Source organism: Massilia polaris (genome assembly GCF_012927275.1).
Lineage (GTDB): Bacteria > Pseudomonadota > Gammaproteobacteria > Burkholderiales > Burkholderiaceae_D > Telluria_A > Telluria_A polaris.
Genome location: NZ_JABBGG010000016.1, coordinates 28,553 through 52,183, shown reverse-complemented (window position 1 = coordinate 52,183; position 23,631 = coordinate 28,553). Strand labels below are relative to the sequence as shown.

25 protein-coding genes are annotated in these 23,631 nt (G+C 63.0%); 12 read left to right on the top strand and 13 right to left on the bottom strand.

The features are described from left to right. The first annotated feature begins 175 nt into the window (after window positions 1–175). Both HHL21_RS20300 and HHL21_RS20295 read left to right on the top strand, forming a co-directional pair. Entirely contained in the window at window positions 176–514 is a 339-nt protein-coding gene (locus tag HHL21_RS20300; protein ID WP_169469309.1) for a type II toxin-antitoxin system CcdA family antitoxin, read from the top strand. Next, window positions 501–809 carry a CcdB family protein gene (locus HHL21_RS20295; protein ID WP_169469307.1) on the top strand — a complete coding sequence of 103 codons (309 nt, stop codon included), beginning with the start codon at window positions 501–503 and terminating at the stop codon, window positions 807–809. The genes HHL21_RS20300 and HHL21_RS20295 overlap by 14 nt, the downstream gene beginning before the upstream one ends. Before the next feature lie 75 nt (window positions 810–884). Here the strand turns inward: HHL21_RS20295 and tnpA are convergent, their stop codons facing one another. Beyond that, window positions 885–1,301 (bottom strand): IS200/IS605 family transposase, encoded by a 417-nt coding sequence (gene tnpA / locus HHL21_RS20290; RefSeq protein ID WP_169469305.1) that lies wholly within the window; start codon window positions 1,299–1,301, stop codon window positions 885–887. Window positions 1,302–1,321: 20 nt separating this feature from the next. Between tnpA and HHL21_RS20285 the strand changes: the two genes are divergently transcribed. Further along, window positions 1,322–2,563 carry an RNA-guided endonuclease InsQ/TnpB family protein gene (locus HHL21_RS20285; RefSeq protein WP_169469303.1) on the top strand — a complete coding sequence of 414 codons (1,242 nt, stop codon included), beginning with the start codon at window positions 1,322–1,324 and terminating at the stop codon, window positions 2,561–2,563. 651 nt (window positions 2,564–3,214) lie between these two features. On the opposite strand, the gene ispB is transcribed toward HHL21_RS20285, so the two are convergent. Beyond that, window positions 3,215–4,204 (bottom strand): octaprenyl diphosphate synthase, encoded by a 990-nt coding sequence (gene ispB, locus HHL21_RS20280; RefSeq protein WP_169469301.1) that lies wholly within the window; start codon window positions 4,202–4,204, stop codon window positions 3,215–3,217. 229 nt (window positions 4,205–4,433) lie between these two features. On the opposite strand from ispB, the gene rplU reads away from it, so the two are divergent. From rplU to HHL21_RS20250, 6 genes are all read left to right on the top strand, one after another. Continuing rightward, window positions 4,434–4,745: a 50S ribosomal protein L21 gene (rplU, locus tag HHL21_RS20275; RefSeq protein WP_106760570.1), complete on the top strand. Its 312-nt coding sequence runs from the start codon at window positions 4,434–4,436 to the stop codon at window positions 4,743–4,745. A 43-nt stretch (window positions 4,746–4,788) separates the two neighbouring features. Further along, on the top strand, window positions 4,789–5,061 hold the full coding sequence (gene rpmA, locus HHL21_RS20270) for a 50S ribosomal protein L27 (protein WP_169469299.1): 273 nt from the start codon (window positions 4,789–4,791) through the stop codon (window positions 5,059–5,061). 102 nt (window positions 5,062–5,163) lie between these two features. Next, window positions 5,164–6,273, top strand: a complete 1,110-nt coding sequence (gene obgE / locus HHL21_RS20265; RefSeq protein ID WP_169469297.1) for a GTPase ObgE — start codon at window positions 5,164–5,166, stop codon at window positions 6,271–6,273. Window positions 6,274–6,275: 2 nt separating this feature from the next. Beyond that, window positions 6,276–6,707, top strand: a complete 432-nt coding sequence (locus HHL21_RS20260) for a DUF4345 family protein (RefSeq protein WP_229496627.1) — start codon at window positions 6,276–6,278, stop codon at window positions 6,705–6,707. Then, window positions 6,682–7,800 carry a glutamate 5-kinase gene (proB, locus tag HHL21_RS20255; RefSeq protein ID WP_169469295.1) on the top strand — a complete coding sequence of 373 codons (1,119 nt, stop codon included), beginning with the start codon at window positions 6,682–6,684 and terminating at the stop codon, window positions 7,798–7,800. The genes HHL21_RS20260 and proB overlap by 26 nt, the downstream gene beginning before the upstream one ends. A gap of 2 nt (window positions 7,801–7,802) precedes the next feature. Next, window positions 7,803–8,879, top strand: a complete 1,077-nt coding sequence (locus tag HHL21_RS20250) for a DUF4272 domain-containing protein (protein WP_169469293.1) — start codon at window positions 7,803–7,805, stop codon at window positions 8,877–8,879. Window positions 8,880–8,892: 13 nt separating this feature from the next. Here the strand turns inward: HHL21_RS20250 and HHL21_RS20245 are convergent, their stop codons facing one another. From HHL21_RS20245 to HHL21_RS20205, 9 genes are all read right to left on the bottom strand, one after another. Further along, on the bottom strand, window positions 8,893–9,906 hold the full coding sequence (locus HHL21_RS20245) for an MYG1 family protein (protein WP_169469292.1): 1,014 nt from the start codon (window positions 9,904–9,906) through the stop codon (window positions 8,893–8,895). Then, window positions 9,903–10,568, bottom strand: coding sequence for an endonuclease III (nth, locus tag HHL21_RS20240; RefSeq protein WP_169469290.1), 666 nt, complete (start codon window positions 10,566–10,568; stop codon window positions 9,903–9,905). Before nth ends, HHL21_RS20245 begins: the two co-directional genes overlap by 4 nt. Further along, window positions 10,565–11,272, bottom strand: a complete 708-nt coding sequence (rsxB, locus tag HHL21_RS20235) for an electron transport complex subunit RsxB (RefSeq protein WP_169469288.1) — start codon at window positions 11,270–11,272, stop codon at window positions 10,565–10,567. Before rsxB ends, nth begins: the two co-directional genes overlap by 4 nt. A 304-nt stretch (window positions 11,273–11,576) precedes the next feature. After that, window positions 11,577–12,812: a polyhydroxyalkanoate depolymerase gene (locus HHL21_RS20230; RefSeq protein ID WP_169469286.1), complete on the bottom strand. Its 1,236-nt coding sequence runs from the start codon at window positions 12,810–12,812 to the stop codon at window positions 11,577–11,579. A 255-nt stretch (window positions 12,813–13,067) separates the two neighbouring features. Beyond that, entirely contained in the window at window positions 13,068–14,165 is a 1,098-nt protein-coding gene (locus HHL21_RS20225) for an NAD(P)/FAD-dependent oxidoreductase (RefSeq protein WP_169469284.1), read from the bottom strand. 100 nt (window positions 14,166–14,265) lie between these two features. Beyond that, window positions 14,266–14,589 carry a ferredoxin FdxA gene (gene fdxA, locus HHL21_RS20220; protein WP_169469282.1) on the bottom strand — a complete coding sequence of 108 codons (324 nt, stop codon included), beginning with the start codon at window positions 14,587–14,589 and terminating at the stop codon, window positions 14,266–14,268. Between the two features lie 201 nt (window positions 14,590–14,790). Continuing rightward, the gene (locus tag HHL21_RS20215; protein ID WP_169469280.1) at window positions 14,791–15,075 is read right to left on the bottom strand and encodes a protealysin inhibitor emfourin; all 285 of its coding nucleotides are present in this window, start codon (window positions 15,073–15,075) and stop codon (window positions 14,791–14,793) included. Continuing rightward, window positions 15,072–16,553: a gluzincin family metallopeptidase gene (locus HHL21_RS20210; RefSeq protein ID WP_169469278.1), complete on the bottom strand. Its 1,482-nt coding sequence runs from the start codon at window positions 16,551–16,553 to the stop codon at window positions 15,072–15,074. Before HHL21_RS20210 ends, HHL21_RS20215 begins: the two co-directional genes overlap by 4 nt. Before the next feature lie 138 nt (window positions 16,554–16,691). Next, a complete protein-coding gene (locus HHL21_RS20205; protein WP_169469276.1) occupies window positions 16,692–17,933 on the bottom strand; it encodes a putative Na+/H+ antiporter in 1,242 nt (413 codons plus the stop codon). 122 nt (window positions 17,934–18,055) lie between these two features. On the opposite strand from HHL21_RS20205, the gene HHL21_RS20200 reads away from it, so the two are divergent. Then, window positions 18,056–18,337 (top strand): polyhydroxyalkanoic acid system family protein, encoded by a 282-nt coding sequence (locus HHL21_RS20200; protein WP_169469274.1) that lies wholly within the window; start codon window positions 18,056–18,058, stop codon window positions 18,335–18,337. Between the two features lie 47 nt (window positions 18,338–18,384). On the opposite strand, the gene HHL21_RS20195 is transcribed toward HHL21_RS20200, so the two are convergent. Then, complete coding sequence (locus HHL21_RS20195) at window positions 18,385–18,639, bottom strand: acyl-CoA-binding protein (RefSeq protein ID WP_169469272.1); 255 nt, start codon at window positions 18,637–18,639, stop codon at window positions 18,385–18,387. Window positions 18,640–18,648: 9 nt separating this feature from the next. Then, window positions 18,649–19,005: an FKBP-type peptidyl-prolyl cis-trans isomerase gene (locus tag HHL21_RS20190; RefSeq protein WP_169469270.1), complete on the bottom strand. Its 357-nt coding sequence runs from the start codon at window positions 19,003–19,005 to the stop codon at window positions 18,649–18,651. A 140-nt stretch (window positions 19,006–19,145) separates the two neighbouring features. On the opposite strand from HHL21_RS20190, the gene HHL21_RS20185 reads away from it, so the two are divergent. Beyond that, entirely contained in the window at window positions 19,146–19,991 is an 846-nt protein-coding gene (locus HHL21_RS20185; protein WP_229496625.1) for an EI24 domain-containing protein, read from the top strand. 542 nt (window positions 19,992–20,533) lie between these two features. Further along, a complete protein-coding gene (locus tag HHL21_RS20180; RefSeq protein ID WP_169469323.1) occupies window positions 20,534–23,593 on the top strand; it encodes a transglycosylase domain-containing protein in 3,060 nt (1,019 codons plus the stop codon). Window positions 23,594–23,631: the final 38 nt, after the last annotated feature.

Sequence of the window (23,631 nt, the reverse complement as noted above, 5' to 3'; positions counted from 1 at the left end):
CGCCCACTTGCATGAGTGGGCGTTGCGTGAACGATGTTCTTGGTGGCCCGGGGCGGAATCGAACCACCGACACAAGGATTTTCAAGCAGCGCGTCGATGCTCTTCGGTGCGCCGGGCGATTTGTTGACATATTTTTGATCGTGCCGCATGATTGCATGAAAATATGGGGGCGAATATGCTGAAGGAAGTTGGCGCCAGCGGCCAAATATCGCTGGGAAAGAAATATGCTGGCAAGTTGTTTGACGTCATTCTTCATCCAGGCGACAGATTCGAACTGATACCGGTCCGTATCGTGGCGACCGCGCCGCCTCAGACGCCGCAGATCCTTCAAGTGCCGGATGGATGGGTACCGCCCGGCGGTTACGATGGTTGCACGCAGTGGGCGCTGGACAATCGTGTCGCGCTGGAGCAGTATGCGCGCCAGATCGAGGAAGAGGGAACTGCTGCGGAGCAACTGCAACGTTTTCTGGCGGAGCATCCGGAAATGTTGGCTGGTGACCATGGCGAGATTTGATATATTCGTCAATCCGAACCAGGCCGCTCGGCATCTCCTGTATGTCGATGTGCAGAGTGATTTCGTTCGCCTCAGCACCAGGTGGTGTATCCCACTTTCCCGCCATGTGCCGCCCAGAGCAATCGTGCAAGGCGTGCAGGCCCTGATTGAGGTCGATCAGCAACAATATGTCATGGACACTCCCAACCTTCTGGCGGTGCCTGCGAGTCTGTTGCGTCGGCAGGCTGGTCGGCTGTCGTCGAGTGACCAGTTGATCGCAGAGTCGTGCATTGAATTCATGCTGCGCGGTTATTGACCAGGTGCGCGGCAAGCCACGTGCTTCAGGGCGGGGTCAAGAGCGCGGACGGCGCAGCCGTCCTTGCCGTTGCTTTTAGTGCGGGGTCTGCTGCTGCTCGATGTACTGCCGGATAACGGCGATGGGTGCGCCGCCGCAGCTACCGGCGAAGTAGGACGGCGACCACAGCGCCCCGCCCCAGAGTTTCTTTCCGATGCTCGGATAATTCTTCTTCCGAATCATCCGACTGGACACGCCCTTCAGGCTATTCACCAGATTGGAGACGGCAACCTTCGGTGGGTAGTTCACCAACAGGTGAACGTGGTCGTCCTCGCCGTCGAACTCCACTAGTTCCGCTTCAAAGTCCACGCAGACGCTGGCAAACATCGGGCGCAGGTCGTCAAGAATCGCTTTCGTGAAGACTTCCCGGCGGTATTTTGTCACGAAGACCAAATGCACATGCATCAAAAAAACGCAGTGCCTTCCTTGTCTAATGTCGTTATCATTGCTCATAGACCAACTATAATCGAAGCATGCAACGTCTACAAGCCTTCAAATACGAACTGATGCCAGATGGCGAGCAGGCGCGCGATATGCGTCGATTCGCCGGGTCGTGCCGTTTCGTCTACAACAAGGCGCTGGCGATGCAAAAGGAGAATCACGCGGCGGGCAACAAGTTCATCGGGTTCGCTGGCCTATGCAAAGCGCTCACCGGCTGGCGCAATGGCATCGACACACCGTGGCTCAAAGATGCGCCGTGTCATCCGCTGCAACAAGCGCTAAAAGACTTGGAGAGGGCATACAAGAATTTCTTCGAGAAACGCGCCGACTTTCCCAACTTCAAGCGCAAAGGCGGCGGCGACAGGTTCCGCTACCCGGACCCGAAACAGATCAAGCTCGACCGGTTCAACGCCCGCATCTTCCTGCCCAAACTCGGCTGGCTGCGCTACCGTCACAGCCGCGACGTGCTGGGCGAAGTCCGCAACGTCACCGTCAGCCAGTGCGGCGGCAAGTGGTTCGCGTCGATCCAGACGCAACGAGAGGTCGAACAGCCCTTGCCCACGGCGACGACGGCCATCGGTATCGATGTTGGCATTGCCCGGTTCGCAACCATGAGCGATGCGAGCTTCATTGCGCCGGTCAACAGCTTCAGGAAACACCAGCAGCGCTTGGCCCGCTACCAGCGGCGCATGAGCCGCAAGGTCAAGTTCAGCAACAACTGGACGAAGGCAAAGGCCCGCGTCCAGAAGATTCACACCAGCATCGCCAACGCCCGCAAAGACTTCCTGCACAAGGCCACAACGACGATCAGCCAAACCCACGCGCTCGTATGCATTGAGGATTTGCAGGTACGGAACATGTCCAGGTCTTCCAAAGGCACGGTCGAACAACCGGGCAAGAAGGTGAGCCAGAAAAGCGGCCTGAACCGCGCCATCCTCGATCAGGGCTGGGGCGAATTCAGGCGGCAGCTTGGCTACAAGGTGGCGTGGAACGGCGGTATTCTACTGGCCGTGCCGCCGCACCACACAAGCCAGGCGTGCCCGCGCTGCGGCCACGTATCGAAAGACAATCGGCAAACTCAGGCGACATTTCTGTGCGTCGATTGTGGCTATGAAAATCACGCCGACGTGGTCGGTGCGATCAATGTTTTAGCGCGAGGACATCGCGTTTTAGCCTGTGGAGAGTCGGTGCAGTTAGGCCGCTCGGTGAAGCAGGAACCCGCCGAAGCGACCCGCAGATCATCGCGCGGCGCCGTAGGAATCCCCGTCCTTTAGGACGGGGAGGATGTCAAGGTTCTTGAATGCCCGCTTGCCGTTATGCCCGCTTGCCGTTGATCGGCCCCAGGCTGGACGGGTGTGGAATCCGCAGGCGCATCAAGTATGAAGCGATACTCTTCCGAAAGGTATCTGCCAGAGACGCACGCGATTGAAAGGGTATAAATTGCGTTCATGCGTAATTTGTTCTGCTGTGTTGAAATAGGCTGTGCATGCTGCGTTGCCGAGTTTGCCGGCATGCCTCTTCGACCCAATGCCCGTGAGGAATAACCGGATATCACTTCTTGCCTACGTGTAATCCCCAATGTTGGCCCTGATACCAACCGAGCAACGGCGAAGCGGCACACGCGGGAGGGTACAGGCCGCGACGAAGTGCTGCGGTATGAATCTGGACCGGAAATCGGCCCGAGCCGAGGACTGCGACTCCCAGAAACAACAACGCCCACTGCATGAGTGGGCGTTGCGCGAGACATGTTCTTGGTGGCCCGGGGCGGAATCGAATCACCTACACAAGGATTTTCAATTTGAGTGTCGCGCCGACTTTCAGAATCTGGAAGACGATACCCGCCCACCGACGTAAGGGTGTCAGGGATCGGCACAGTGCGCGTTGATTTAGATGTACTGGTAGGCAACGCTTAAATTCTAAAAACGCTAGTGGTTCCTGTCAACTGCGAAGGTACAGAGCTGGAGCAAGCTTTGTTTGTATGGGCTTTCCGGCAGGCCAGATACCGCGTCCGCCGCGCGCCTGGCGGCAATCTCCGCTTCGCGCCGGGTGTAATCGAGGGCGCCGCTGGTGGTGATGGCCGCCAGGATCGCGTCGAAATGCTGCTCGTCGCCTTGCTCGATACAGTTGCGCACCAGTTCGCGCTGTTCCGGCGTGCCGGTTTCCATCAGGTAGATCAGCGGCAGGGTAGGCTTGCCCTCGCGCAGGTCGTCGCCGACGTTCTTGCCGATTTCGGCAGCGTCGCCCGCATAGTCGAGTACGTCGTCGATCAGCTGGAACGCCGTGCCGAGCGAGCGCCCGTATTCGCCGGCCGCATCGATCTCGGCATCGGTCGCGCCCGAAAGCAGCGCGCCCAGCTGGGCCGCCGCTTCGAACAGCTTGGCCGTTTTCGAGCGGATGACTTTGAGGTAGCTTTCCTGGGTGACGTCCGGGTCGTGCATGTTCAGCAGCTGCAGCACTTCGCCTTCGGCGATCACATTCGTCGCGTCCGACAGGATCTGCATGACCCGCATATTGTTCAGGCCAACCATCATCTGGAACGAACGCGAGTACAGGAAGTCGCCCACCAGCACCGATGCCGCATTGCCGAACAGCGCATTGGCGGTCTGGCGCCCGCGCCGCATCGACGATTCGTCGACCACGTCGTCATGCAGCAAGGTAGCGGTGTGGATGAACTCGACCACCGCCGCCAGTTCGTGGTGGGCGGTGCCGCGGTAGCCATAAGCATTGGCAACCAGCAGGACCAGCACCGGCCGGATGCGCTTGCCGCCGGCGCTGATGATGTATTCTGCAATCTGGTTCACCAGGGTGACCTCGGAATGCAGGCGTTCACGGATCACCTTGTTAACCGCCTCCATGTCTGGAGCGATCGAGTGGGCGATGTTGTTCTGTTGTGCGTTTGGGGTAGCGGCGGACAAGGCGGACCTGCATTGGACGTTAGGTGTGGGGATTATACGACAAGCACGCGATGTCGTCCCGATGGCCACATTGGCGCCCGCGCAAGGGCAGGGATCGAAAGTTGCTGACATACCACGAACTACGCCGCTTGTGCACGCCTTTTGACGCGAAAACCCATCCCGTGTATAATTCGCGGTTCCCCGGCTTCCGGCCAGGGAAACTTTCTAACATTTGATGAGGTTTCAAATCATGTACGCGGTCATAAAAACCGGTGGCAAACAATACAAAGTTGTCGCTGGCGAAAAACTTAAAGTAGAACAGATACCGGCAGACATTGGTTCCGAACTCACCATCGATCAAGTACTCGCAGTAGGCGCGGGCGACACCATCAAGTTTGGTGCGCCATTGGTCGAAGGTGCAACGGTTCTGGTTACTGTTGTGGCACACGGTCGTCACGATAAGGTGAAGATTTTCAAGATGCGTCGTCGTAAGCACTACCAGAAGCACCAAGGCCATCGTCAGAACTACACCGAAATCCAAATCGTATCGATCAACGGCTAATTGCTGTTTGCCCGATTTAATCCAGCTATCAAGGAGCATCTAAATGGCACACAAAAAAGGCGGCGGCACAACGCGCAACGGCCGTGACTCAGAATCAAAACGCCTTGGCGTTAAGGTCTACGGCGGCCAGGCTATCAACGCAGGCGGCATCATCATTCGCCAGCGCGGTACCCCAGTGCGCGCAGGCACCAACGTCGGTACGGGCAAGGATCACACCCTGTTCGCGCTGGTCGACGGTACCGTCAAGTTCGTCAAAAAGGGCCTCGGCTCGAAGCAGTTCGTCACCGTCGTTGCCGCTCAAGCGGTAGCAGCGTAATACGCGCTCGCGCCGTTCGCGGCGCAAATCTGTAAGGCGCAAGCCTTCCATCGAAAGGCTCTGCCCAAGGTAGAGCCTTTTTAGTTTTATGGCGGTACAAATATGAAGTTTATCGACGAAGCAAAAATCGAAGTCATCGGTGGCGACGGCGGCAATGGCTGCGCCTCGTTCTGCCGCGAGAAGTTCCGCCCGTTCGGCGGTCCGGACGGCGGCGACGGCGGCAAAGGCGGCTCCATCTGGGCGGTTGCGGATCGCAACATCAACACCTTGGTGGACTTCCGTTACTCCAAGATGCACAAGGCGCGCGACGGTGAAGCCGGGCGCGGCTCCGATTGCTACGGCAAGGGCGCGGACGACATCTTCATGCGCATGCCGGTTGGTACGCTGATCGTCGATAACAACAACGGCGAAATCATCGCCGACCTGACCGAACACGGCCAGACCGAACTGCTGGCCAAGGGCGGCGAGGGCGGCTGGGGCAACATCCACTTCAAGTCCTCGACCAACCGCGCACCGCGCCAGAAGACCGAGGGCAAGGAGGGCGAGCGCCGCGAACTGCGCCTGGAACTGAAGGTGCTGGCGGACGTCGGCCTGCTCGGCATGCCGAACGCCGGCAAGTCGACCTTCATCACGGCCGTCTCGAACGCCAAGCCGAAGATCGCCGACTACCCGTTCACCACACTGCACCCGAACCTGGGCGTGGTGCGCGTGTCGCACGAGAAGAGCTTCGTCATCGCCGACATCCCGGGCCTGATCGAAGGCGCCTCCGAAGGCGCCGGCCTCGGCCACCAGTTCCTGCGCCACCTGCAGCGTACCGGCCTGCTGCTGCACATCGTCGACATGGCGCCGTTCGAAACCAACGTCGATCCGGTCAAGGAAGCCAAGGCGCTGGTCAAGGAACTCGAGAAGTACGACGAATCGCTGGTCGCCAAGCCGCGCTGGCTGGTGCTCAACAAGCTGGATGTCGTGCCGGAAACGGACCGCAAGAAGGTCGTCAAGGACTTCGTCAAGCGCATGGCCTGGAAGGGCCCTGTGTTCGAGATATCGGCGCTGAACCGCGACGGCTGCCAGGAGCTGGTCAACGCCATCTACATGCACCTCGAAGTAAAGCGCAACAGCGAGCACCGTGCGGAAGAAACGCAGATGACCGAGGAAGCGCGCGGCATCGCATCGATCGACCCGGACGATCCACGTTTCAAGATCCTGGATTGAAATTGGCAGTACCCATGCAACGGGCGCGGCTGCGGTATTCGCTGCTCAAGCTCATCGCCATCGCCAGCTCGCTGGCCGCGCTCGCGGCCCTGCTCGATCCTGACCGCGTGGCGACCAGCATGGGGATGTTACTCGTTGGCGTAAACGGCTACAGCCAGTTTTTCGCCATCTATGTCGGCGTCAGGCTCGCTACCGCGGGACTGGCGCTGCTGGCGGCAAGGCACGGCGACCAGCCACTCCTCGGCGATATCACAGCATTATTCCTCCTGGCGCAGCCGGCCGGCCGCCTCATCGCGGCTTTCGCCATCGGCCTGCCCCAGGGATTTTTGTTAGTCGTATGCGGGTTGGAGCTGGTGGGCGGCCTCGGGCTGCTGGCGCTGCGCCCGCGACCTGTTGGAACGCGCGCCGATGAACTCAGTCATACAAAAAGCTAACCGCATCATCATCAAGGTCGGCTCCTCGCTGGTCACCAACGACGGCCGCGGACTCGATCACGCCGCCATCGCGCGCTGGGCCGCGCAAATCTCCGCACTCCGCAACCTCGGCAAGGAAGTCGTGCTGGTCAGCTCCGGCGCGATCGCCGAAGGCATGCTGCGCCTGCGCTTCGACAAGCGCCCCACCGATATCCACGAACTGCAGGCCTGCGCCGCCGTCGGCCAGATGGGCCTCGCGCAGATCTACGAAACCAGCTTCCGCGCGCACGGCCTCGGCACCGCCCAGGTGCTGCTCACGCACGCCGACCTGGCCGACCGCGAACGCTACCTCAACGCGCGTTCGACGCTGACCACCTTGCTGCGTTTCGGCGTGGTCCCGATCATCAATGAAAACGACACCGTCGTCACCGACGAGATCAAGTTCGGCGACAACGACACGCTCGGCGCACTGGTGGCCAACCTGATCGAAGCCGACGCCCTGATCATCCTGACCGACCAGAAGGGCCTGTTCAACGCCGACCCGCGCAAGGACCCTGCCGCCTACCTGATCGCCGAAGGCAAGGCCGGCGACCCGTCGCTCGAAGCGATGGCCGGCGGCGCCGGCAGCGCCCTGGGACGCGGCGGCATGCTCACCAAGATCCTCGCCGCCAGGCGCGCTGCGCGTTCGGGCGCCGATACCGTGATCGCCTGGGGGCGCGAGGACGACGTCCTGACGCGCCTCGCGAACGGCGAAGCGATCGGCACCCAGCTGCTGGCGCAGACCGGCCGCACCACGGCGCGCAAGCAGTGGATGTCCGACCACCTGCACACGGCGGGGCAGGTGGTGCTGGATGCCGGCGCAGTCGCCAAGCTGACGAAGGAAGGCAAGTCGCTGCTGCCGATCGGCGTGGTCGAGGTCAGGGGGGAGTTCGGCCGCGGCGCGGTCATCACCTGCCTGTCGCTAGACGGCGCGCCGGTCGCGCGCGGCATCACGAACTACACCAGTTCAGAGGCGCGTCGTATCATGCGCAAACCGTCCGCCGACATCGAAACAATCCTCGGCTTCCTCGAAGGACCCGAGCTTATCCACCGCGACAATATGGTATTGATCTGACGATGCTTGAAAAATTTCGCAGCCTCCTCCCGTCCCGGCAAGCAGCCGCCCCGGCCGCCCCCGTCGGCGCGACGCTGCTGTTCAATGCCTACTGCACCCTGGTGCAGATCCCGAAGCCGCCGTTCGCGCATGTCCTGCACCTGCGCCGCGACCTGTCCGACCCCGAGCTGCTGGCCCACCTGAATGACTTCTGCGGCTATGTGCTGGACCGCGGCGACGGCCAGATGTCGCGCGACAAATACCATGTGATCCTGCATTTGCAGCGCGTGCAGCATCACCTCGCCATCAGTATCGGCGCCGACGATACCGCAGCGCTGTACGCGTGGGCGAAAGAGGTCAACGCGGTGCTGTTCACCAAAGACGGCCAGGTCATCGACCCGGACGGGCATGTGCTGGTCGATGCCGGCGACGGCAGCACCGATCCGCAGGCGCGCGTGCCGTATCCGGCGCGCGCGTGGACGCGCAAGGCGGCCAGCGAGGCTGCACTGGCGGCGCGCGGGATCGACGTCCCGGACACTTTGCCGCCGCTGGTGTGCGAAGACGAACTGGTGCTGCGGGACAGGGACGACATCGTGGGACGCGCCCGCGCGCTGCTGCTGATCTCCCTGCGCGCCGAATCGGTCGCCTCGGGCGAGCCGATGAGCGCCGACACCCTGCTGTCGAAGATGCCGCTCGCGGACGATCACCTGTCGCCCGAAGAGCGCGCGTTCCTGGAGAAGGAAGCGCCGTCGCAGCAGGAATGCGCGCAGTTCATGTGGCGCTACGAAAGCCTGTACCTGCTGGAATGGGCGCTTGGCATGGTGGACGAGCTGCGGTTCCCTTCGGAGCCCTGCGATACCGCCAGCACCGTTGCGAAGCTGATCGAGATGCGCGGTCCTTCCGTGCGCCCGGACGCCGGGATCCTCGACGCCCTCGACCTGACCTACCGCCTGCACTGGCACATTCGCCAGCAGCGCCTCAAGAAGCGTGGCGAAGCGGCGGGAGTGGATGCCGACGTCGTCATGGAGCGCCATCACGCGCTGAACTGGCTGGTGCGCTTCCAGCATGCCGGCTGGGACATGGTCGACACGCCGACGTAAGTCCGCCGACGCGCTACAGCTTCGGCTGTCCGATGGCATCGTCCGCAGCGGTCTGCGGGACGCTCGCGCTCTCAGGCGGGCCGGCATCATCAACAGATTGCACGGCCTGTCTCGCCATCGCCTGGATGCCCTCGAATGACTTTGCCGCCGCGATAAACCTGCCGTTATGGCAGAAGGTCGCATCGGGAATCCCGGTGACAGCCGCAAGGTCTGCGTCGCGCAGTCCAGCCCATGCGGCAGGCAGGTCGGCCCGTGCCGTGAAACTCTCCGGACTGACGGACACGGTGTGCAGCATGTAACGCTGTTCAGAAATGCTGTGGCTGATGACGAACAGGACTTTCGGCATCTCCTTGCGCACCACGGCCGTCCACGGCAGCGCGGCGTTCTTCAGGAACAGCACCCTGCCATCTTCCAGCGGCTCCGCTTGCCGCACTTGTTCGAGCGCGAGCAGCACGCCGACGCGGTATTTGACGGCATTGACCATGATGTCGGCAAGGACCGCCATCGCGCGCCGGAACTGGCTGAGCCGGTAGGCATCCGCCGCGTCCCCATATCCCATCCTTTGTTCGTCCAGCCAGTTGGGATTGAAGCCCGAGATGACTGCCGAGAGTCCATAGCCGCCGGGCGCATTTTTTGCCGCGCCCACATCGGACAAGTCGAGGTACTGCACGATGTCGGCATCGATCGCGTACGCCAGCTGGCGTGCTGCATCTTCGGTCAGCTGCTGGCCGGTGTGCACATCGGCGAGGGCGGCGACGCAGCGCGCCCCATACTCCTTCCACACCAGTCCCGCGCTCGCATAGGGAACGCCGGTCTGCCTGGCGGCGTCGAATCCCTTCTGGTGATGGTCGAAGCGGCCGGTGGCCGGGTCCCAGACGCCGCCGACATCGATGGCAAAGTCGGCGGCGTCGATCAGGGCCGTGTCGCGGGTCCGGATGATTTCGCTGTCGGGGAAAAGGATATTCAGTACCGCGACGGCCCAGGCGTCGTCCGCGTGGAACTTGCCGCTGTGAGTAGCAATAATCATCGTGGTTCCTTCGGGAGCAGGTTGGCCGGCGCCGGCGTCTTCGCCTTATATTCGCACAGGTCGGCAATGACGCAGTTCCAGCACAGCGGCTTCCTCGCGATGCAGGTGTAGCGGCCATGCAGGATCAGCCAGTGATGGGCGTCGAGCAGGAACTCCTTCGGCACGAATTTGAGCAGCTTGTGCTCTACCTCGTCGACGTTCTTGCCCGGTGCGATATTGGTCCGGTTCGATACCCGGAAGATGTGGGTATCCACGGCCATCGCGACTTCGCCGAACGCCGTGTTCAGCACCACGTTGGCGGTCTTGCGGCCGACACCCGGCAGCTCCACCAGCTCCTCGCGCGTGCGCGGCACCTCGCCGCCGTGCTTCTCCACCAGCATGCGGCAGGTCGCGATCACGTTCTTCGCCTTGGTGTGATACAGGCCGATGGTGGCGATGTAGGTCTTCAGCTCGTCCTCGCCCATGTCGAGGATCGCCTGCGGCGTATTGGCCACCGGGTACAGCCTGCGCGTGGCCTTGTTGACGCCGACGTCGGTCGACTGCGCCGACAGCAGCACCGCGATCAGCAGTTCGAACGGGGTCGTGTATTCCAGTTCGGTGACCGGATTCGGATTGGCGGCGCGCAGGCGCGAGAAGATTTCGTGTCGTTTTGCAGCGTTCATTGGCCGGTGCTCTTCTGTTCTTCGGCCTTGATGCGCGCACGCTCCAAGGCCGCCGCGATGATCGCGCGCTTGCGTTCTTTCTCGGCCAGTTCCTCGGGCGTATTGGCCGCCTCGAGGGTCACTGCTTTCAGCTTTTCGGCTGCCTTTGCGGCCAGCCGCGCGTCGTTCTCCGCGCGTTCGCGCTGCAGGCGCATGGCGCGCAAATCGTGGCGCGAGCGCGCGGCGTTTGCGTCCTGCTGCGACCAGGCCGACCAGCCGGTGCGTTCGCCCGTCACCGGCATCATCGTGATGCAGTCGACCGGGCAGGGCGCGACACACAGGTCGCAGCCGGTGCACAGGCTCGGGAGGATCGTGTGCATCTGCTTGGTGGCGCCGAGGATCGCATCGACCGGGCAGGCCTGGATGCACAGCGTGCAGCCGATACACAGGGCTTCGTCGATGAAGGCGACCGGGCGCGGGCGTTCGATGCCGTTGGCGGGGTTGATCGGGATGATCGGGCGGTTCAGGAAGCCCGCGAGCCGCGCCGCGCCTTCGATGCCGCCGGGCGGGCACTGGTTGATGTCCGCCTCGCCCGCGGCGATCGCCTCGGCGTACGGGCGGCAGCCGGCATACCCGCACTTGGTGCATTGGGTTTGGGGTAGCAGGTCTTCAAGCTGGTCGGCGAGGGACTTGGTCACGGATGGGGAGCGTGGGGAAAACGACATTATCCACCACCTGACCCCGAAAGAAGAAATGCCGCTGGTTAGGCGGCATTTCGTGAAGCGAGGAGGGGAAGCTTAGCCGTGTTGGCGGATGAACTAATAAGTGGGGTCAGGTCAATAAGTGGGGTCAGGTCTGTCATTCGGACACGGGCCCAATAAGTGGGGTCAGGTCTGTCATTCGGACACGGGCCCAGCCGTAAGGCACCCTTAAGGCTGGGCCCGTGTCCGAATGACAGACCTGACCCCAAAAAAAAATGCCGCTGAATCAGCGGCATCTTGTGGAGCGGGGAACGGGGAACGGGGAAGCTTAGCCGTGTTGGCGGATGAACTCGCCGATCTTCGGGCAGATCGTCTCGCGCCAGCGGCGGCCGGAGAAGATGCCGTAGTGGCCTGCCTTCGCGGCGACGTAATCCTGCTTCATCTTGGCGGGAATGCCGCTGCACAGGTCGTGCGCAGCCTGGGTCTGGCCGGTGCCGGAGATGTCATCCAGCTCGCCTTCCACCGTCAGCAGCGCGACCGTCTTGATGTCCTGCGGACGCACCAGCTGGCCGCCAACTTTCCACGTGCCCATCGGCAGCGCGAATTCCTGGAACACGGTCTTGATCGTGTCGAGGTAGTACTCGGCCGGCATGTCGAGCACGGCGTTGTACTCGTTGTAGAACTGGCGGTGGCTTTCGGCCGGCTCGTCGTCGCCCGCAACCAGGTGGTTGTAGAACTCGCGGTGGCTCTCCGCGTGGCGGCCAGGGTTCATCGCGATGAAGCCGGCATGCTGCAGGAAGCCCGGATACACGCGGCGGCCCGCGCCTGGGTAGTTGCCCGGCACCGAGTAGATCACCGTGTTCTCGAACCACGAGAACGGCTTCTCGGTCGCCAGGTCGTTGACCGCGGTCGGCGAACGGCGCGGGTCGATCGGGCCGCCCATCATCGTCATCGTCTTCGGCAGTTTCGGGTCCTTGGCGGTCGCCATCAGCGCGATCGCGGCCAGCACCGGCACCGTCGGCTGGCATACCGAGATCACGTGCAGCTCGGGCGCCAGGTGGCGGATGAAGTCCTGGACGTAGAAGATGTAGTCGTCGAGATGGAAGGGGCCGACCGACAGCGGCACCATGCGCGCGTCGGTCCAGTCGGTGATGTAGACGTCGTGGTTCGGCAGCAGCGCCCGTACGGTGTCGCGCAGCAGCGTCGCGTGGTGGCCCGACAGCGGCGCGACCAGCAGCACCTTCGGCTGGTCAAGCGCGGCGAAAGCGGCGGCGTCGAGGTCCTTGCGGAAGTGCAGCAGGCGGCAGAACGGCTTGTCGACTTCGATGCGTTCGACGATGCGCACGGTGTCGGCGCCGATCGTGACAGTGTCGATGCCGAAGGCCGGCTTTTCGTAATCTTTGCCGAGCCGGTACATCAGTTCGTAGCCGGCGGCGATGCGTTGCGCGAACGGGGTGTGCGCAAGCGGCGAGACCGGGTTCGAGAAGAGTTTGGATGACGCTTCAGCCCACTGTATCAGCGGCGTCAGGAATGAGCGTTGCATCTCGTGTAAATGATAAAGCATACAGATTCCTTGAATAAAAGTGCACGGGCGTACGTTCCTGCCTTGCGCGGTCAATTATAGGCCATTCGCGAGACGGGAATGCAATTAGTTATGCCCATTGGCAATCTACCAACTAACTAGTCGGGAGTAAGCTTACTTCCGTTCACGATCTGTTTTAACACGGGAATGCGGGGTTCGTTTATGAGCCACTTAACACAAAACAGAAAATGCCCCGGCGGGGCATTTCTCGGTTGCGTCAATGGTACTGAACGCTGTTTAGTCGAAAGTCGGCGATTCGACGCCGAGGATCTTGTGCAGTTTCGGCGAGGTCGTCGTGTACTGCATGTGGATCTTCTTGTCCGGGAAGATATATGGCGCGGCGCCGAAGGCGGCCAGGGCCGCCTCGTGGAAGCCCGACAGGATCAGCTTCTTCTTGCCCGGATAGGTGTTGATGTCGCCCACGGCGAAGATGCCCGGCACGTTGGTCTCGAACTTTTCGGTGTCCACGACCTTCAGCTGGCGGCGCTCGATGTCGAGGCCCCATTCAGCGATCGGGCCCAGCTTCGGCGACAGGCCGAAGAACACCAGCAGCATGTCGAGCGGCACGCGGCGGGTCACGCCGTCGGCGCCGGTAACCTTGACTTCGGACAGCGTGCCGTCCTTGGCGTCAAAGCCGGTGACCTGGCCGGTGATCAGCTGCATTTCGTATTCGTCGCACAGGGCCTTCATCTTGGCGACCGAGGCAGGCGCGGCGCGGAAGTCGTCGCGGCGGTGCACCAGCACCACCGACTCGGCCTTGCCGACGAAGTTCAGGGCCCAGTCGAGCGCCGAGTCGCCGCCGCCGCACACCACCAGGTTCTTGCCTTCGAAAATCGAAGGGTCCTTGACGCGGTAGTGCAGCTGGCTGTTTTCGAACGCCTCGATGCCGTCCACCTTCAGGGTGCGCGCCTGGAACGAACCGACGCCGGCCGCGATGAAGATGGTCTTGGTGATGAACCGGGTGCCGGTCGAGGTTTCGACGTTGAAGCGGTTGTCTTCACGGCGCTGGACCCCGGTGACTTCCTGGCTCAGGTGGAAGGTCGGCTCGAACGGCGCGATCTGCTTGAGCAGGTTGTCGGTCAGTTCCTGGCCGGTGCACACTGGCACGGCAGGGATGTCGTAGATCGGCTTGTCCGGATACAGTTCAACGCACTGTCCGCCCACTGCCGGCAGGGAGTCGATCACGTGGGCCTTGATTTCAAGCAGGCCGAGTTCGAACACCTGGAACAGACCGACCGGGCCGGCGCCGATAATGACCGCATCGGTTTCGATTGCGCCGGAAAAGGTACTGTTGGCAGCGACGCTGCCTGCTTCGTGGGTGGCGGAGATTGTCATACGATTACTTCCTGTTGATTTTGATTTGGTGATGCGGGGCGCTGCACAGGCGCTTGCGCCGGCTCGCGGAAAGCCGGGCCTGGTAAAGCGCCAGCTCCGCTTAGCGGACCAGCTTGCCCAGCTTATCCTTGACGTCCTTCCACTCCTCGGCGTCCGGGAGAGGCGGTTTGGTCTTGGTGATCGATGGCCACGCGCGCGCCAGTTCAACGTTGATCTTGATGAACTGCTGCTGGTCGGACGGCACGTCTTCTTCCGCGTAGATCGCGTTGACGGGACATTCAGCCACGCAGACTGCGCAGTCGATGCACTCGTCCGGATCGATCGTCAGAAAATTCGGGCCTTCCCGGAAACAATCGACCGGGCATACATCGACGCAATCAGTGTAGCGACATGCGATGCACGATTCGGTGACAACGTGGGTCATAACAGTCCTATGAATTAAATGGGTAGTGCGGGGAGGCGCTGGGAGTGCCCGCCAACCATAGCAAAGCACTGTATTTTAAGGCAATTCGGTTTTTCCCACAATTCAGGCTTAGACACTATACAAATAAGCAAATGCCGCCTCAGGCCGCGGATTTGCCATTAATTTAACAAACCGGGGTGCCGAAACGCGCCCGCCTGCGCCTTATCCGGCCCCGCGCAGGCGGTCGAGGAGCGGTTTCCAGCGGGCGCAGGCCGGGCCGCCGTCTTCCGCGAATGCGACGGTTCGGCATTGCTGTCCATCATCGACCGTGATTTCCCAGCGCGCGATGTCGGCGCCGACTGCAGGCGGCGCTTCGTGAGCGTGGAAGAAATCGAGGTTCTGCAGCAGCGCTTCCAGCGCATCGCCCTGCGGCAGGTGCTTTGTCTCGACTTCGTAGTGCTCCAGCGTGCCGGCGAAGCCGCCGCCGCCCGTGACCGAGATCTTCATGGCGCGGGCAGGGCGCTGCGGTTGCCGTCCGCGGCGGTGTCGTCGCGCACTGGCGCCGCGCCGGTCCGGCCATGGTCGGCGCACCACTGCGCCAGCGCCTGCACTTCGGCGTCGAAGACATGGTCGATGCCGTAGTACTCGGCCAGGTTCATCGTGCCGCAGCAGGCGCGCCTGTCCTGCACCGCGCCGGGCGGGTCCTGCACGCCGGGCGCCAGCAGCATCCCGGACGGCAGGTCTTCGGTCAGCGCCATCGGCGAGTCGACCACCTCGCGCACGACAAAGCGGTTGCGGATGAAGTTGCGGTATTCGACCGGACCGCCATCCGCGGTGGCGATGCGGATCATCTCGTTGACCACGTCGGCATAGGTCGCGCCGCGGTCGGGCGCGGCGATCATTGCGCGCAGCAGCAGGCCGCGCAGGTAGTCGCCGACCCGGTGCAGCACCGCGGCGTCGTCCAGCATGCCGGGGTCGCGCTCGTGGTTGAACATGTCGGCCAGGATGTCGTATACGGCGCCGGTGAACACCTGCGAGATCGCATGCACCTCGCTGCCCGCTTCCGACAGCGTGATGTCGTTGTCGGCGTTGCGCAGGCCGTTCGAGCGGCCCAGCGCGAGGCCGAATTGCTCGGCGATGTCGGCCAAAAACGTCTTGTCGTGCAGGCGCGCCTTGGTCTGGGCGATGATGGCTTCGCACTGGTCCAGCTGCGACAGCGCGAGGAAGATCGCGGTGAGGTCGCCGAACGCTTCGTGCAGTCCGCCGGTCTGGGGCGGATTGTCGGCCAGCAGCCAGTCGGGCTTGAGGCCGTCAAGTACGGCGTGGCCGGTTTCGTGCGACACGATGTCGAACGAACGGCAGGTGTAAACGCGCTCCACCGCGCCGCTGGGAATGAAGTCGCCGAACCTCAGGCAGCATTGCGAGCGGCTGTAGAAGGCGTTCATCGTGTTGGGCAGGCCGTGCGGGTAGAGCTGCAGCGGCGCCGTGTCGATGCTGCTGTTCCACTGCCACGGCAGCGGCGTCCCGCCATCGCCGCCCGCCAGCGCGCGCTGGTACATCGTCAGGGTCTGGCGCACCACCGCGAAGGTATGGACGGCGTCGAACTGCGGCGTGTCGGGCGCCGCGACGAAATCGCCGAACGCATTCGGGCTGACCGGCGCGATGCCCGGTTCGCCGTACATGATGCGGGCGTCGCGCGGCCCGGCCAGCACGATCCCCGGCAGGAACACCTTGCGCGTGCCGATCTCGCTGACCGACGGGTCCTGCTTCCACATCAGCACCCGCGCGCCGAACGCATATGGCAGCGGCGCCGGCGCCGGCGCCGGCTGGTCGGCCAGGCCGATGCGCGGCTTGCCGGGTTCGTACACCAGCGCGGCGGCCTTGCGGTGCCGGCGGTAGGACGCGGTCGGGGTGGGGATAAAACTGACGGGCGCTTGTTCGCGGTCGGGCAGGACTTCAATGGGCAGGCTGACGCGATCATCCATTTCGTTTCTCCGCAAGGTAGCGCGCGCCGATTATGGCTGGCGGCAACGTTCACAGGGAAATACTGGCGCTTGGCGGTCAAACTTCGTTTGATTCCGCGCAAGCGCCGGACGAAAGCGCTGCTAAAACGTGGGGGCGTGTTAAACCAGGAACATCACGACCGCCATCGCGGTCGGCAGCAGGGCGCCGAGCAGCAGGCCGCCGGCGCCGATCGCTTCGCCGTTGAAGCCTCTGCGCAGCAGCGCCGCGCCGGCCGGATTGGGCGCATTGGCAATCACGGTCAGGCCGCCGCCGGCGACGGCGCCCGCCATCAGCATGTACTTCGCATGGTCGGACAGGCCGGTGATCAGCGAGCCGAGGTAGGTCAGGGCGGCGTTGTCGGTGATCGCCGTCAGCGCGGTGGCGCTGAAGAACAGCGCGGTCGGCTCGAGGCTGGAGACGATCGGCTGCAGCCACCATTGCTGCATGCCGCCGAGGACCACCAGGCCGGCGAGGAAGAAGCCCACCATCAGGCCCTCGCGTACCAGCAGCGGCGACTGGTACTGCTCGTAGGCCTGGGTGAAGCCGACAAACAGCAGGAACAGGCCGAGGAAGATCACCGGATGGTGTGCAAACGCGACCACGCCGGCCAGGAAGGCGAGGTGGATCGCGCGCACCACGACTGGCGCGGGCGTGGCGGCGGGCTGCGCCACCTCGTTGCCGAGGTGGGAGCGCAGCAGGAAGGTGACCACCGTCGCATTCACCATCACCGCGATGGCGGCGCGCCAGCCGAAGGTCGACGCCATGAAGGCCGAATCCCAGCCCCAGGTGTGCGCGACCATCAGTACCGGCGGGGCCGCGAACGAGGTCAGGGTGCCGCCGATCGAAATGTTCACGAACAGCACGCCAAGCGCGGCGTACTTGAGCCACTCTGGTTTATCTTTGGTGAACACGGTCGGCGCCAGCATCAGCGCAGCCAGCGTCATGGCGGCGGGCTCGGTGATGAACGAGCCGATCAGCGGCACCACGCCGAGGCACAGCCACACGTGCGCGACGGCGGTGCGCACCGGCGTGATCCTGGCCATCGCGGACACCAGCGCGCGCACGGTTTCAAGCACCGGGCGCGAGGCGGCCACGATCATGATCACGAACACAAACAGCGGTTCGGTGAAGGTGCGCGATTCGGCGTAGTCCATTGCCGCGGCGCCGCCCGACACCAGCGCGATGGCCAGCACCAGCACGATCGCCCACAGGCCGAACACCACCTCGACTTCGCCAAAGAAGTGCAGCAGCCCGGCATGGCGCGGGAAGCGATGGGCCAGCCGGGAGAATGACGAGGCGGCGAAGGTGTGCACGAGGGCGAGGCCGAAGATGATGGCGGCGATCAGCTGGATGTCGGTCATGGTCTTCCGGGATGTAGGTGCAAGCCCTATTATTGCCGATTTCACCATCCGGCTGGCAACTTTGCGGGAGCGGGGACGACACGGTATCATGCCCGCTTTTGTTTAGATTTGGGAATTGCCACATGGCAGACATCAACATCGTCCAGGCGCACAGCCTGACGCCGGAACGAGCGCGCGAGGCGGCGCAACAAGTGGCGGAAAAGATCGCCCGCGAATATGGCCTGGCCTGCAATTGGGATGGCGACGTGCTGCGTTTCGAACGCAGCGGTGTGACGGGCGCACTGACGCTGGGCGCGCAGCAAGCGGCGATGGAAATCAAGCTGGGATTTTTGATGGGCGCATTCGCGCCCTCGATCCGCGCGAAAGTGATGGAGAAAATGCAGAAGGTGTTCGGTTCAGCATAGCGTCATTCCCGCGGGGCCGCCGAGGCTTTCGCGGGAACGACAGCTCATCAGCCCTTCAGTTCTTCAACCAGGTCGATGTACTGCTGCATCGCCTCATCCTGCGACGTGCCCTTGAGCGCGTCCCACGCGTCGAACTTGGCGCGGTTGACGAAGTCGGTCATGCCAGGGCGTTCGCCCTGCGCGTCGCCGCTCGATCCCTGCTTGTACAGCGCGTAGATCTTCAGCAGCGTCATGTTGTCCGGCCGCTCGGGCAAGTTCTTCGAATCGGCCTGGGCCTGGGTGAATTGTTCCTGCAAGCTCATGGAAGCTCCTTAAACGCCCAGCAGTTCGACATCGAAGATCAGCGTGGCGTTCGGCGGAATCGCGCCGCCCGCGCCGCGTGCGCCATAACCCAGCGCCGCCGGAATCGTCAGGCGGCGCTTGCCGCCGACCTTCATGCCCTGCACGCCTTCGTCCCAGCCGCGGATGACCTGGCCGGCGCCGAGATTGAACTGGAATGGATCGTTGCGGTCCTTGCTCGAATCGAATTTCGCGCCCTGGGTGCCGTCGTCGTTGCGCAGCCAGCCGGTGTAGTGCACGGTGACGTGCTGGCCGGCTTTCGCTTCGGCGCCGTCGCCAACGGTGCTGTCTTCGTACTGCAGGCCGGATTCAGTAGTGGTAGTGGACATGGTGTTTTCCTTAATTAGTACGGGGTGATCGGGAATTGTAGTCCATGGCGTAGCAATCCGCCAATTGAGCACCTTGCAACGCTAACGCGGCGTTTCGATTATCCTTTGCCTGTTTCCACGACCACCAGGCAACGCCATCCATGAACCAGAACCTGCTGCGCCCCGTACTTACCGCCTATGGCCGCGCGCTGATGTCGCAGCTGACCGGAAAAATGCTGCTGCTGTCGGTGATTCCGTTCCTGCTGTCGCTGCTGCTGTGGGGCGCGCTGCTGTGGACCGGCTTGCAGCCGATGCTCGACACCATGCACGCGCTGTTCGCCGACTACGGCTTGTTCAGCACCAGTGGCAGCGTCCTCTCCACCTTCGGCCTCGGCTTCCTGAAGACCGTCATCGTCCCGCTGGTCGCGCTCTTGACGCTGCTGCCGCTGATGGTGGTGAGCTCGCTGCTGTTCATGGGCGTGGTGGCGATGCCGGCGATCGTGCGCCACGTCAGCCAGCGCCAGTTCGCGCAGCTTGAAAAGAAGCAGGGCGGCAGCTTCATCGGCAGCCTGATGGTAAACCTTTCCGGCTTCCTGGTCTTCGTGCCGTTGTGGCTGTTCTCGCTGCCGCTGTATGCGATCGCGCCCATCGCCATCATCGCGCAGGCCGCCTTGTGGGGATGGCTTACCCAGCGCGTGATGAGCTACGACGCGCTGTCCGAACACGCCAGCGAAGAAGAGCGCACCACCATCATCAAGGCGCACAAGCGCCAGTTGATGCTGATCGGGATATTCTCCGGCGCGGCCGGCGCCCTGCCAGGCATCGTGTGGATCGGCGGGACGATTGTGGCGGTGTTCCTGTTCCCGTTCCTGGCCGCGCTGTCGATCTGGTTGTATGTGGTGATCTTCATTTTCACCGGCCTGTGGTTCCAGTATTACTGCATGCAGGCGCTGGCGGACCTGCGCGGCGCACGCGCGCGCAGCGAAGTCGTGCAAACCGTTTCTTGACGATCGTGCATTGCGAATTTAATACGTGCTGTGTACGTTGCCGCACCGACGCGCGTTAGCGCTTCGGCAAGCCAAAGCGCGGCTTTGGTCGCGGCATTTTTTGCCACGTAACTCAGCCGTTGTTTTTTTGCGAAAATCAAACGCCGAAATCAAACTTTTCTTGAACACGCCTTCGTACACAGGGGTTGATGTGGTGGAATGACATACATCGCGAGACGAAATCTAGAGTGGGATTTCGGGTGTTAATTCGCTAACCACAGTGCACTTCAAACACTCGTACAGACCAGATGCAAGATGGCGAAGGTTGAACGGGTGTATTCCAAGTAAAATTGATTCAAACCGGTTGAGCCATCATGGAAAGTAATCGTCGTTTTCGACGGCCCCGCATCATCGTTGACCGCGCAGTCCGCAAAATGCGTGCGCGTGCAGCGTCGATCGCATTGACTAATGGCGGCGCCGACAGGGCGCCGCACCTGAACTACCCGCATCCGCATTTGTCGCTCGTTCCCGATCCTGCGCCAGTGCCGGAGGGGGAAGGCGACATGCCCGAGCTGCAAACAGAAAAAAAACCGCCACGCCGATTCAAGCCCGTCCTGATCCTCATCCTGTTGCTGGTGCTGGCGGTTATCGCCGCGCTCGCCGCATATGAGATGCGCACTTCGACGATGCAGGCCGAGTTTTTCGCGCGCCTGGCATCCAGGCTCGACTATAAAGTCGGCCCCGGCCCGAGCAGCACGATCCGCTTCCCGCACGACAGCCCGTACGACGAACGCCTCGGCTACGCCAACCTGCCCGATTACCTGGGCAAGCTGCAGACCCGTCACTACGCGATCGAATCGCAGGCGCGGCAGTCGCCGAAGATGGTGGAAATGGCCGACATGGGCCTGTTCGCCACCTTCCGCGAAAAGACCAAGGTCGGGCTGACGATCCTCGACTGCCGCGGCGCGCCGCTGTTCTCGTCGCAGTTCCCGGAACGTTATTACGACGGCTTCGACAAGGCGCCGGCGCTGCTGGTCAAGAGCCTGCTGTTCATCGAGAACCGCGAACTGCTCGACACCAAAAACCCGAAACGCAATCCCGCCGTGGAGTGGGACCGCTTCAGCAAGGCCGTGCTCGACAAATCGCTGAGCGTGTTCACCGGCGGCGACAAGCGCTCGGCCGGCGGCAGCACGCTGGCGACCCAGATCGAAAAGTACCGTCACTCGCCGGACGGACGTACCAGCTCGCTGAGCGAGAAGCTGGTCCAGATGGCCTCGGCCACCTTGCGCGCCTACCAGTACGGCGAAGACACCACCAGGGCGCGCCGCCAGGTCGTGGTCGACTACCTCAACACCGTGCCGCTGTCGGCCAAGCCTGGCTACGGCGAAGTGAACGGCATCGGCGACGGCATGTGGGTCTGGTATGGCCGCAAGTTCGAGGACGTCAACCGCGTGCTGAACGGCCGCATCGACACGCCGCAGGCGGCCCAGATGTACAAGGAAGCCCTGAGCCTGATGATCGCCCAGCGCCGTCCTGCCCACTACCTGGGCGCCGGCGGCGACGACCTCGAGCAGCTGACCAATACCCACCTGCGCGTGCTGGCCCAGGCCGGCGTGATTTCACCGGCGCTGCGCGACGCTGCCATGCGGATGCCGCTCAAGCCGTCGGCATCGTCCGGCGTGGCGCAGCCTGCCGCCAATACCTTCGTCACGCGCAAGGCCTCCAACGCGGTGCGCACGCACCTCGGCGGCCTGCTCGGCGAATCGCGCCTGTACAATCTCGACCGCCTCGACCTGGCGGTGGTCGCCACGCTCGATTCGAACGCGCAGAATGCCGTCACCGCGGTGCTGCGCGAACTGCGCGACGCCGAGAAGGCCGGCGCCGCCGGCCTGACCGGCAAGGGCATGCTCGGCAACGGCGACCCGTCCAAGGTGGTCTACAGCTTCACGCTGCTCGAACGCGGCGAGAAGGCCAACTACCTGCGCGTACAGACCGATAACTACGACCAGCCGCTCGACATCAACGAAGGCGCCAAGCTCGACCTGGGCTCGACCGCCAAGCTGCGCACGCTGGTCACCTACATGGACATCGTCGACCAGTTGCACAAGCGCTTCGCCGGCATGGACGCGAAGATGCTGCGTTCGACGGTCATCGATCCGAAGGACCGCATGTCGCAGTGGGCGGTCGAATACTTCACGCTCAACCAGAAGGCGGAAGCGCGCACCTTGCCCGCGATACTTGAAGCGGCGCTCGAGCGCAAATACTCGGCCAGCCCGTACGAAGGCTTCTTCACCGGTGGCGGCCTGCACACCTTCGGCAACTTCAGCAAGCTTGACGACCGCAAGATCATGACGGTGCGCGCGGCGCTGCGCAGCTCGACCAACCTGGTGTTCGTGCGCATGATGCGCGACGTGGTCCGCTACTACATGTTCCAGCTGCCTGGATCGTCGGCGGCGCTGCTGGCCGATTCGACCGACCCGCGCCGCGCCGAATACCTGGCCCGCTTCGCCGACCGCGAAGGCCGCGAGTTCCTGACGCGCTTCTATAACAAATACCGCGGCAAGAACCTGGCCGAAGCCGAGAAGGTGCTGCTGGCCAGCCTGCGTCCGACGCCGACCCGCCTGGCCAACGTGCACCGCACGATCGCGCCGGAAGCCAGCGTCGCGCAGTTCGGCAAATTCCTGAACGATAACCTGGTCTCGGCCAATGAAGTCGACCAGGAACGCATCGAACGCATGTACGTGCAGTACTCGCCGGCCAACATGTCGCTGGCCGACCGCGGCTACCTCGCCACCATCCATCCGCTCGAACTGTGGCTGGTCGGGTACATGCGTACGCACCCGGGCGCCAAGTTCGCCGAGATCGCCGACGCCAGCGTGCGCGAACGCCAGCTGGTGTACGCGTGGCTGTTCAATACGCACCGCAAGCACGCGCAGGACCGCCGTATCGCCGGCCTGCTCGAAGTCGAGGCCTTCCTCAAGATCCACGCGCAGTGGAAAAAGATGGGCTATCCGTTCGACTCGCTGACGCCGTCGTATGCGACCACGCTGGGCGCGTCGGCCGACCGTCCTGCGTCGCTGGCGGAAATGATGGGCATCATTGTCAACGGCGGCGTGCGCAAGCCGACGCAGCGCATCGACTCGATGCACTTCGCCCAGGGCACGCCGTATGAGACGCTGGTCAAGCCTGCGAAGGAAGCGCAGGGCGAGCAGGTGCTGGCGCCGGAAGTCGCGGCGGCGGTGTCCGAGGCGATTCGCGGCGTGGTATCGGACGGTACCGCCAAGCGCGTCAAGACGGCATTCATGATGTCGGACGGGCAGGTCATCGCCGTCGGCGGCAAGACCGGTACCGGCGACCAGCGCTTCGAAGTGTATGGCGCCGGCGGCCGGCTGATCGAGTCGCGTTATGTGAACCGTTCGGCGACCTTCGTGTTCAACATCGGTGAGCGCTTCTTCGGCAGCATGACGGCGTATGTCGCAGGACCGAGTGCGGCCGATTACGACTTCACCAGCGCGTTGCCAGTGCAGTTGCTGGCGACGCTGGCGCCAAGCCTGATGCCGATGATCGAGCCGCCGAAGACGGCGGTTGCGGGTGCGGCGCCATTGAAGGTCTGCGGCGGATAAGGATGTCGTTCCCGCCAACGCCTCGGCGGCCCCGCGGT

What these genes read in the sequence shown, in the direction of transcription:
- nth (WP_169469290.1), bottom strand. Translation starts at nt 10,568, where the DNA reads ATGAACGCTGCAAAACGACACGAAATCTTCTCGCGCCTGCGCGCCGCC.
- proB (WP_169469295.1), top strand. Translation starts at nt 6,682, where the DNA reads ATGAACTCAGTCATACAAAAAGCTAACCGCATCATCATCAAGGTCGGC.
- fdxA (WP_169469282.1), bottom strand. Translation starts at nt 14,589, where the DNA reads ATGACCCACGTTGTCACCGAATCGTGCATCGCATGTCGCTACACTGAT.
- HHL21_RS20300 (WP_169469309.1), top strand. Translation starts at nt 176, where the DNA reads ATGCTGAAGGAAGTTGGCGCCAGCGGCCAAATATCGCTGGGAAAGAAA.
- tnpA (WP_169469305.1), bottom strand. Translation starts at nt 1,301, where the DNA reads ATGAGCAATGATAACGACATTAGACAAGGAAGGCACTGCGTTTTTTTG.
- HHL21_RS20205 (WP_169469276.1), bottom strand. Translation starts at nt 17,933, where the DNA reads ATGACCGACATCCAGCTGATCGCCGCCATCATCTTCGGCCTCGCCCTC.
- HHL21_RS20245 (WP_169469292.1), bottom strand. Translation starts at nt 9,906, where the DNA reads ATGATTATTGCTACTCACAGCGGCAAGTTCCACGCGGACGACGCCTGG.
- HHL21_RS20200 (WP_169469274.1), top strand. Translation starts at nt 18,056, where the DNA reads ATGGCAGACATCAACATCGTCCAGGCGCACAGCCTGACGCCGGAACGA.
- rplU (WP_106760570.1), top strand. Translation starts at nt 4,434, where the DNA reads ATGTACGCGGTCATAAAAACCGGTGGCAAACAATACAAAGTTGTCGCT.
- HHL21_RS20250 (WP_169469293.1), top strand. Translation starts at nt 7,803, where the DNA reads ATGCTTGAAAAATTTCGCAGCCTCCTCCCGTCCCGGCAAGCAGCCGCC.
- HHL21_RS20210 (WP_169469278.1), bottom strand. Translation starts at nt 16,553, where the DNA reads ATGGATGATCGCGTCAGCCTGCCCATTGAAGTCCTGCCCGACCGCGAA.
- HHL21_RS20225 (WP_169469284.1), bottom strand. Translation starts at nt 14,165, where the DNA reads ATGACAATCTCCGCCACCCACGAAGCAGGCAGCGTCGCTGCCAACAGT.
- HHL21_RS20215 (WP_169469280.1), bottom strand. Translation starts at nt 15,075, where the DNA reads ATGAAGATCTCGGTCACGGGCGGCGGCGGCTTCGCCGGCACGCTGGAG.
- HHL21_RS20185 (WP_229496625.1), top strand. Translation starts at nt 19,146, where the DNA reads ATGAACCAGAACCTGCTGCGCCCCGTACTTACCGCCTATGGCCGCGCG.
- HHL21_RS20230 (WP_169469286.1), bottom strand. Translation starts at nt 12,812, where the DNA reads ATGCTTTATCATTTACACGAGATGCAACGCTCATTCCTGACGCCGCTG.
- HHL21_RS20285 (WP_169469303.1), top strand. Translation starts at nt 1,322, where the DNA reads ATGCAACGTCTACAAGCCTTCAAATACGAACTGATGCCAGATGGCGAG.
- HHL21_RS20295 (WP_169469307.1), top strand. Translation starts at nt 501, where the DNA reads ATGGCGAGATTTGATATATTCGTCAATCCGAACCAGGCCGCTCGGCAT.
- HHL21_RS20195 (WP_169469272.1), bottom strand. Translation starts at nt 18,639, where the DNA reads ATGAGCTTGCAGGAACAATTCACCCAGGCCCAGGCCGATTCGAAGAAC.
- HHL21_RS20180 (WP_169469323.1), top strand. Translation starts at nt 20,534, where the DNA reads ATGCCCGAGCTGCAAACAGAAAAAAAACCGCCACGCCGATTCAAGCCC.
- obgE (WP_169469297.1), top strand. Translation starts at nt 5,164, where the DNA reads ATGAAGTTTATCGACGAAGCAAAAATCGAAGTCATCGGTGGCGACGGC.
- HHL21_RS20190 (WP_169469270.1), bottom strand. Translation starts at nt 19,005, where the DNA reads ATGTCCACTACCACTACTGAATCCGGCCTGCAGTACGAAGACAGCACC.
- rsxB (WP_169469288.1), bottom strand. Translation starts at nt 11,272, where the DNA reads ATGTCGTTTTCCCCACGCTCCCCATCCGTGACCAAGTCCCTCGCCGAC.
- rpmA (WP_169469299.1), top strand. Translation starts at nt 4,789, where the DNA reads ATGGCACACAAAAAAGGCGGCGGCACAACGCGCAACGGCCGTGACTCA.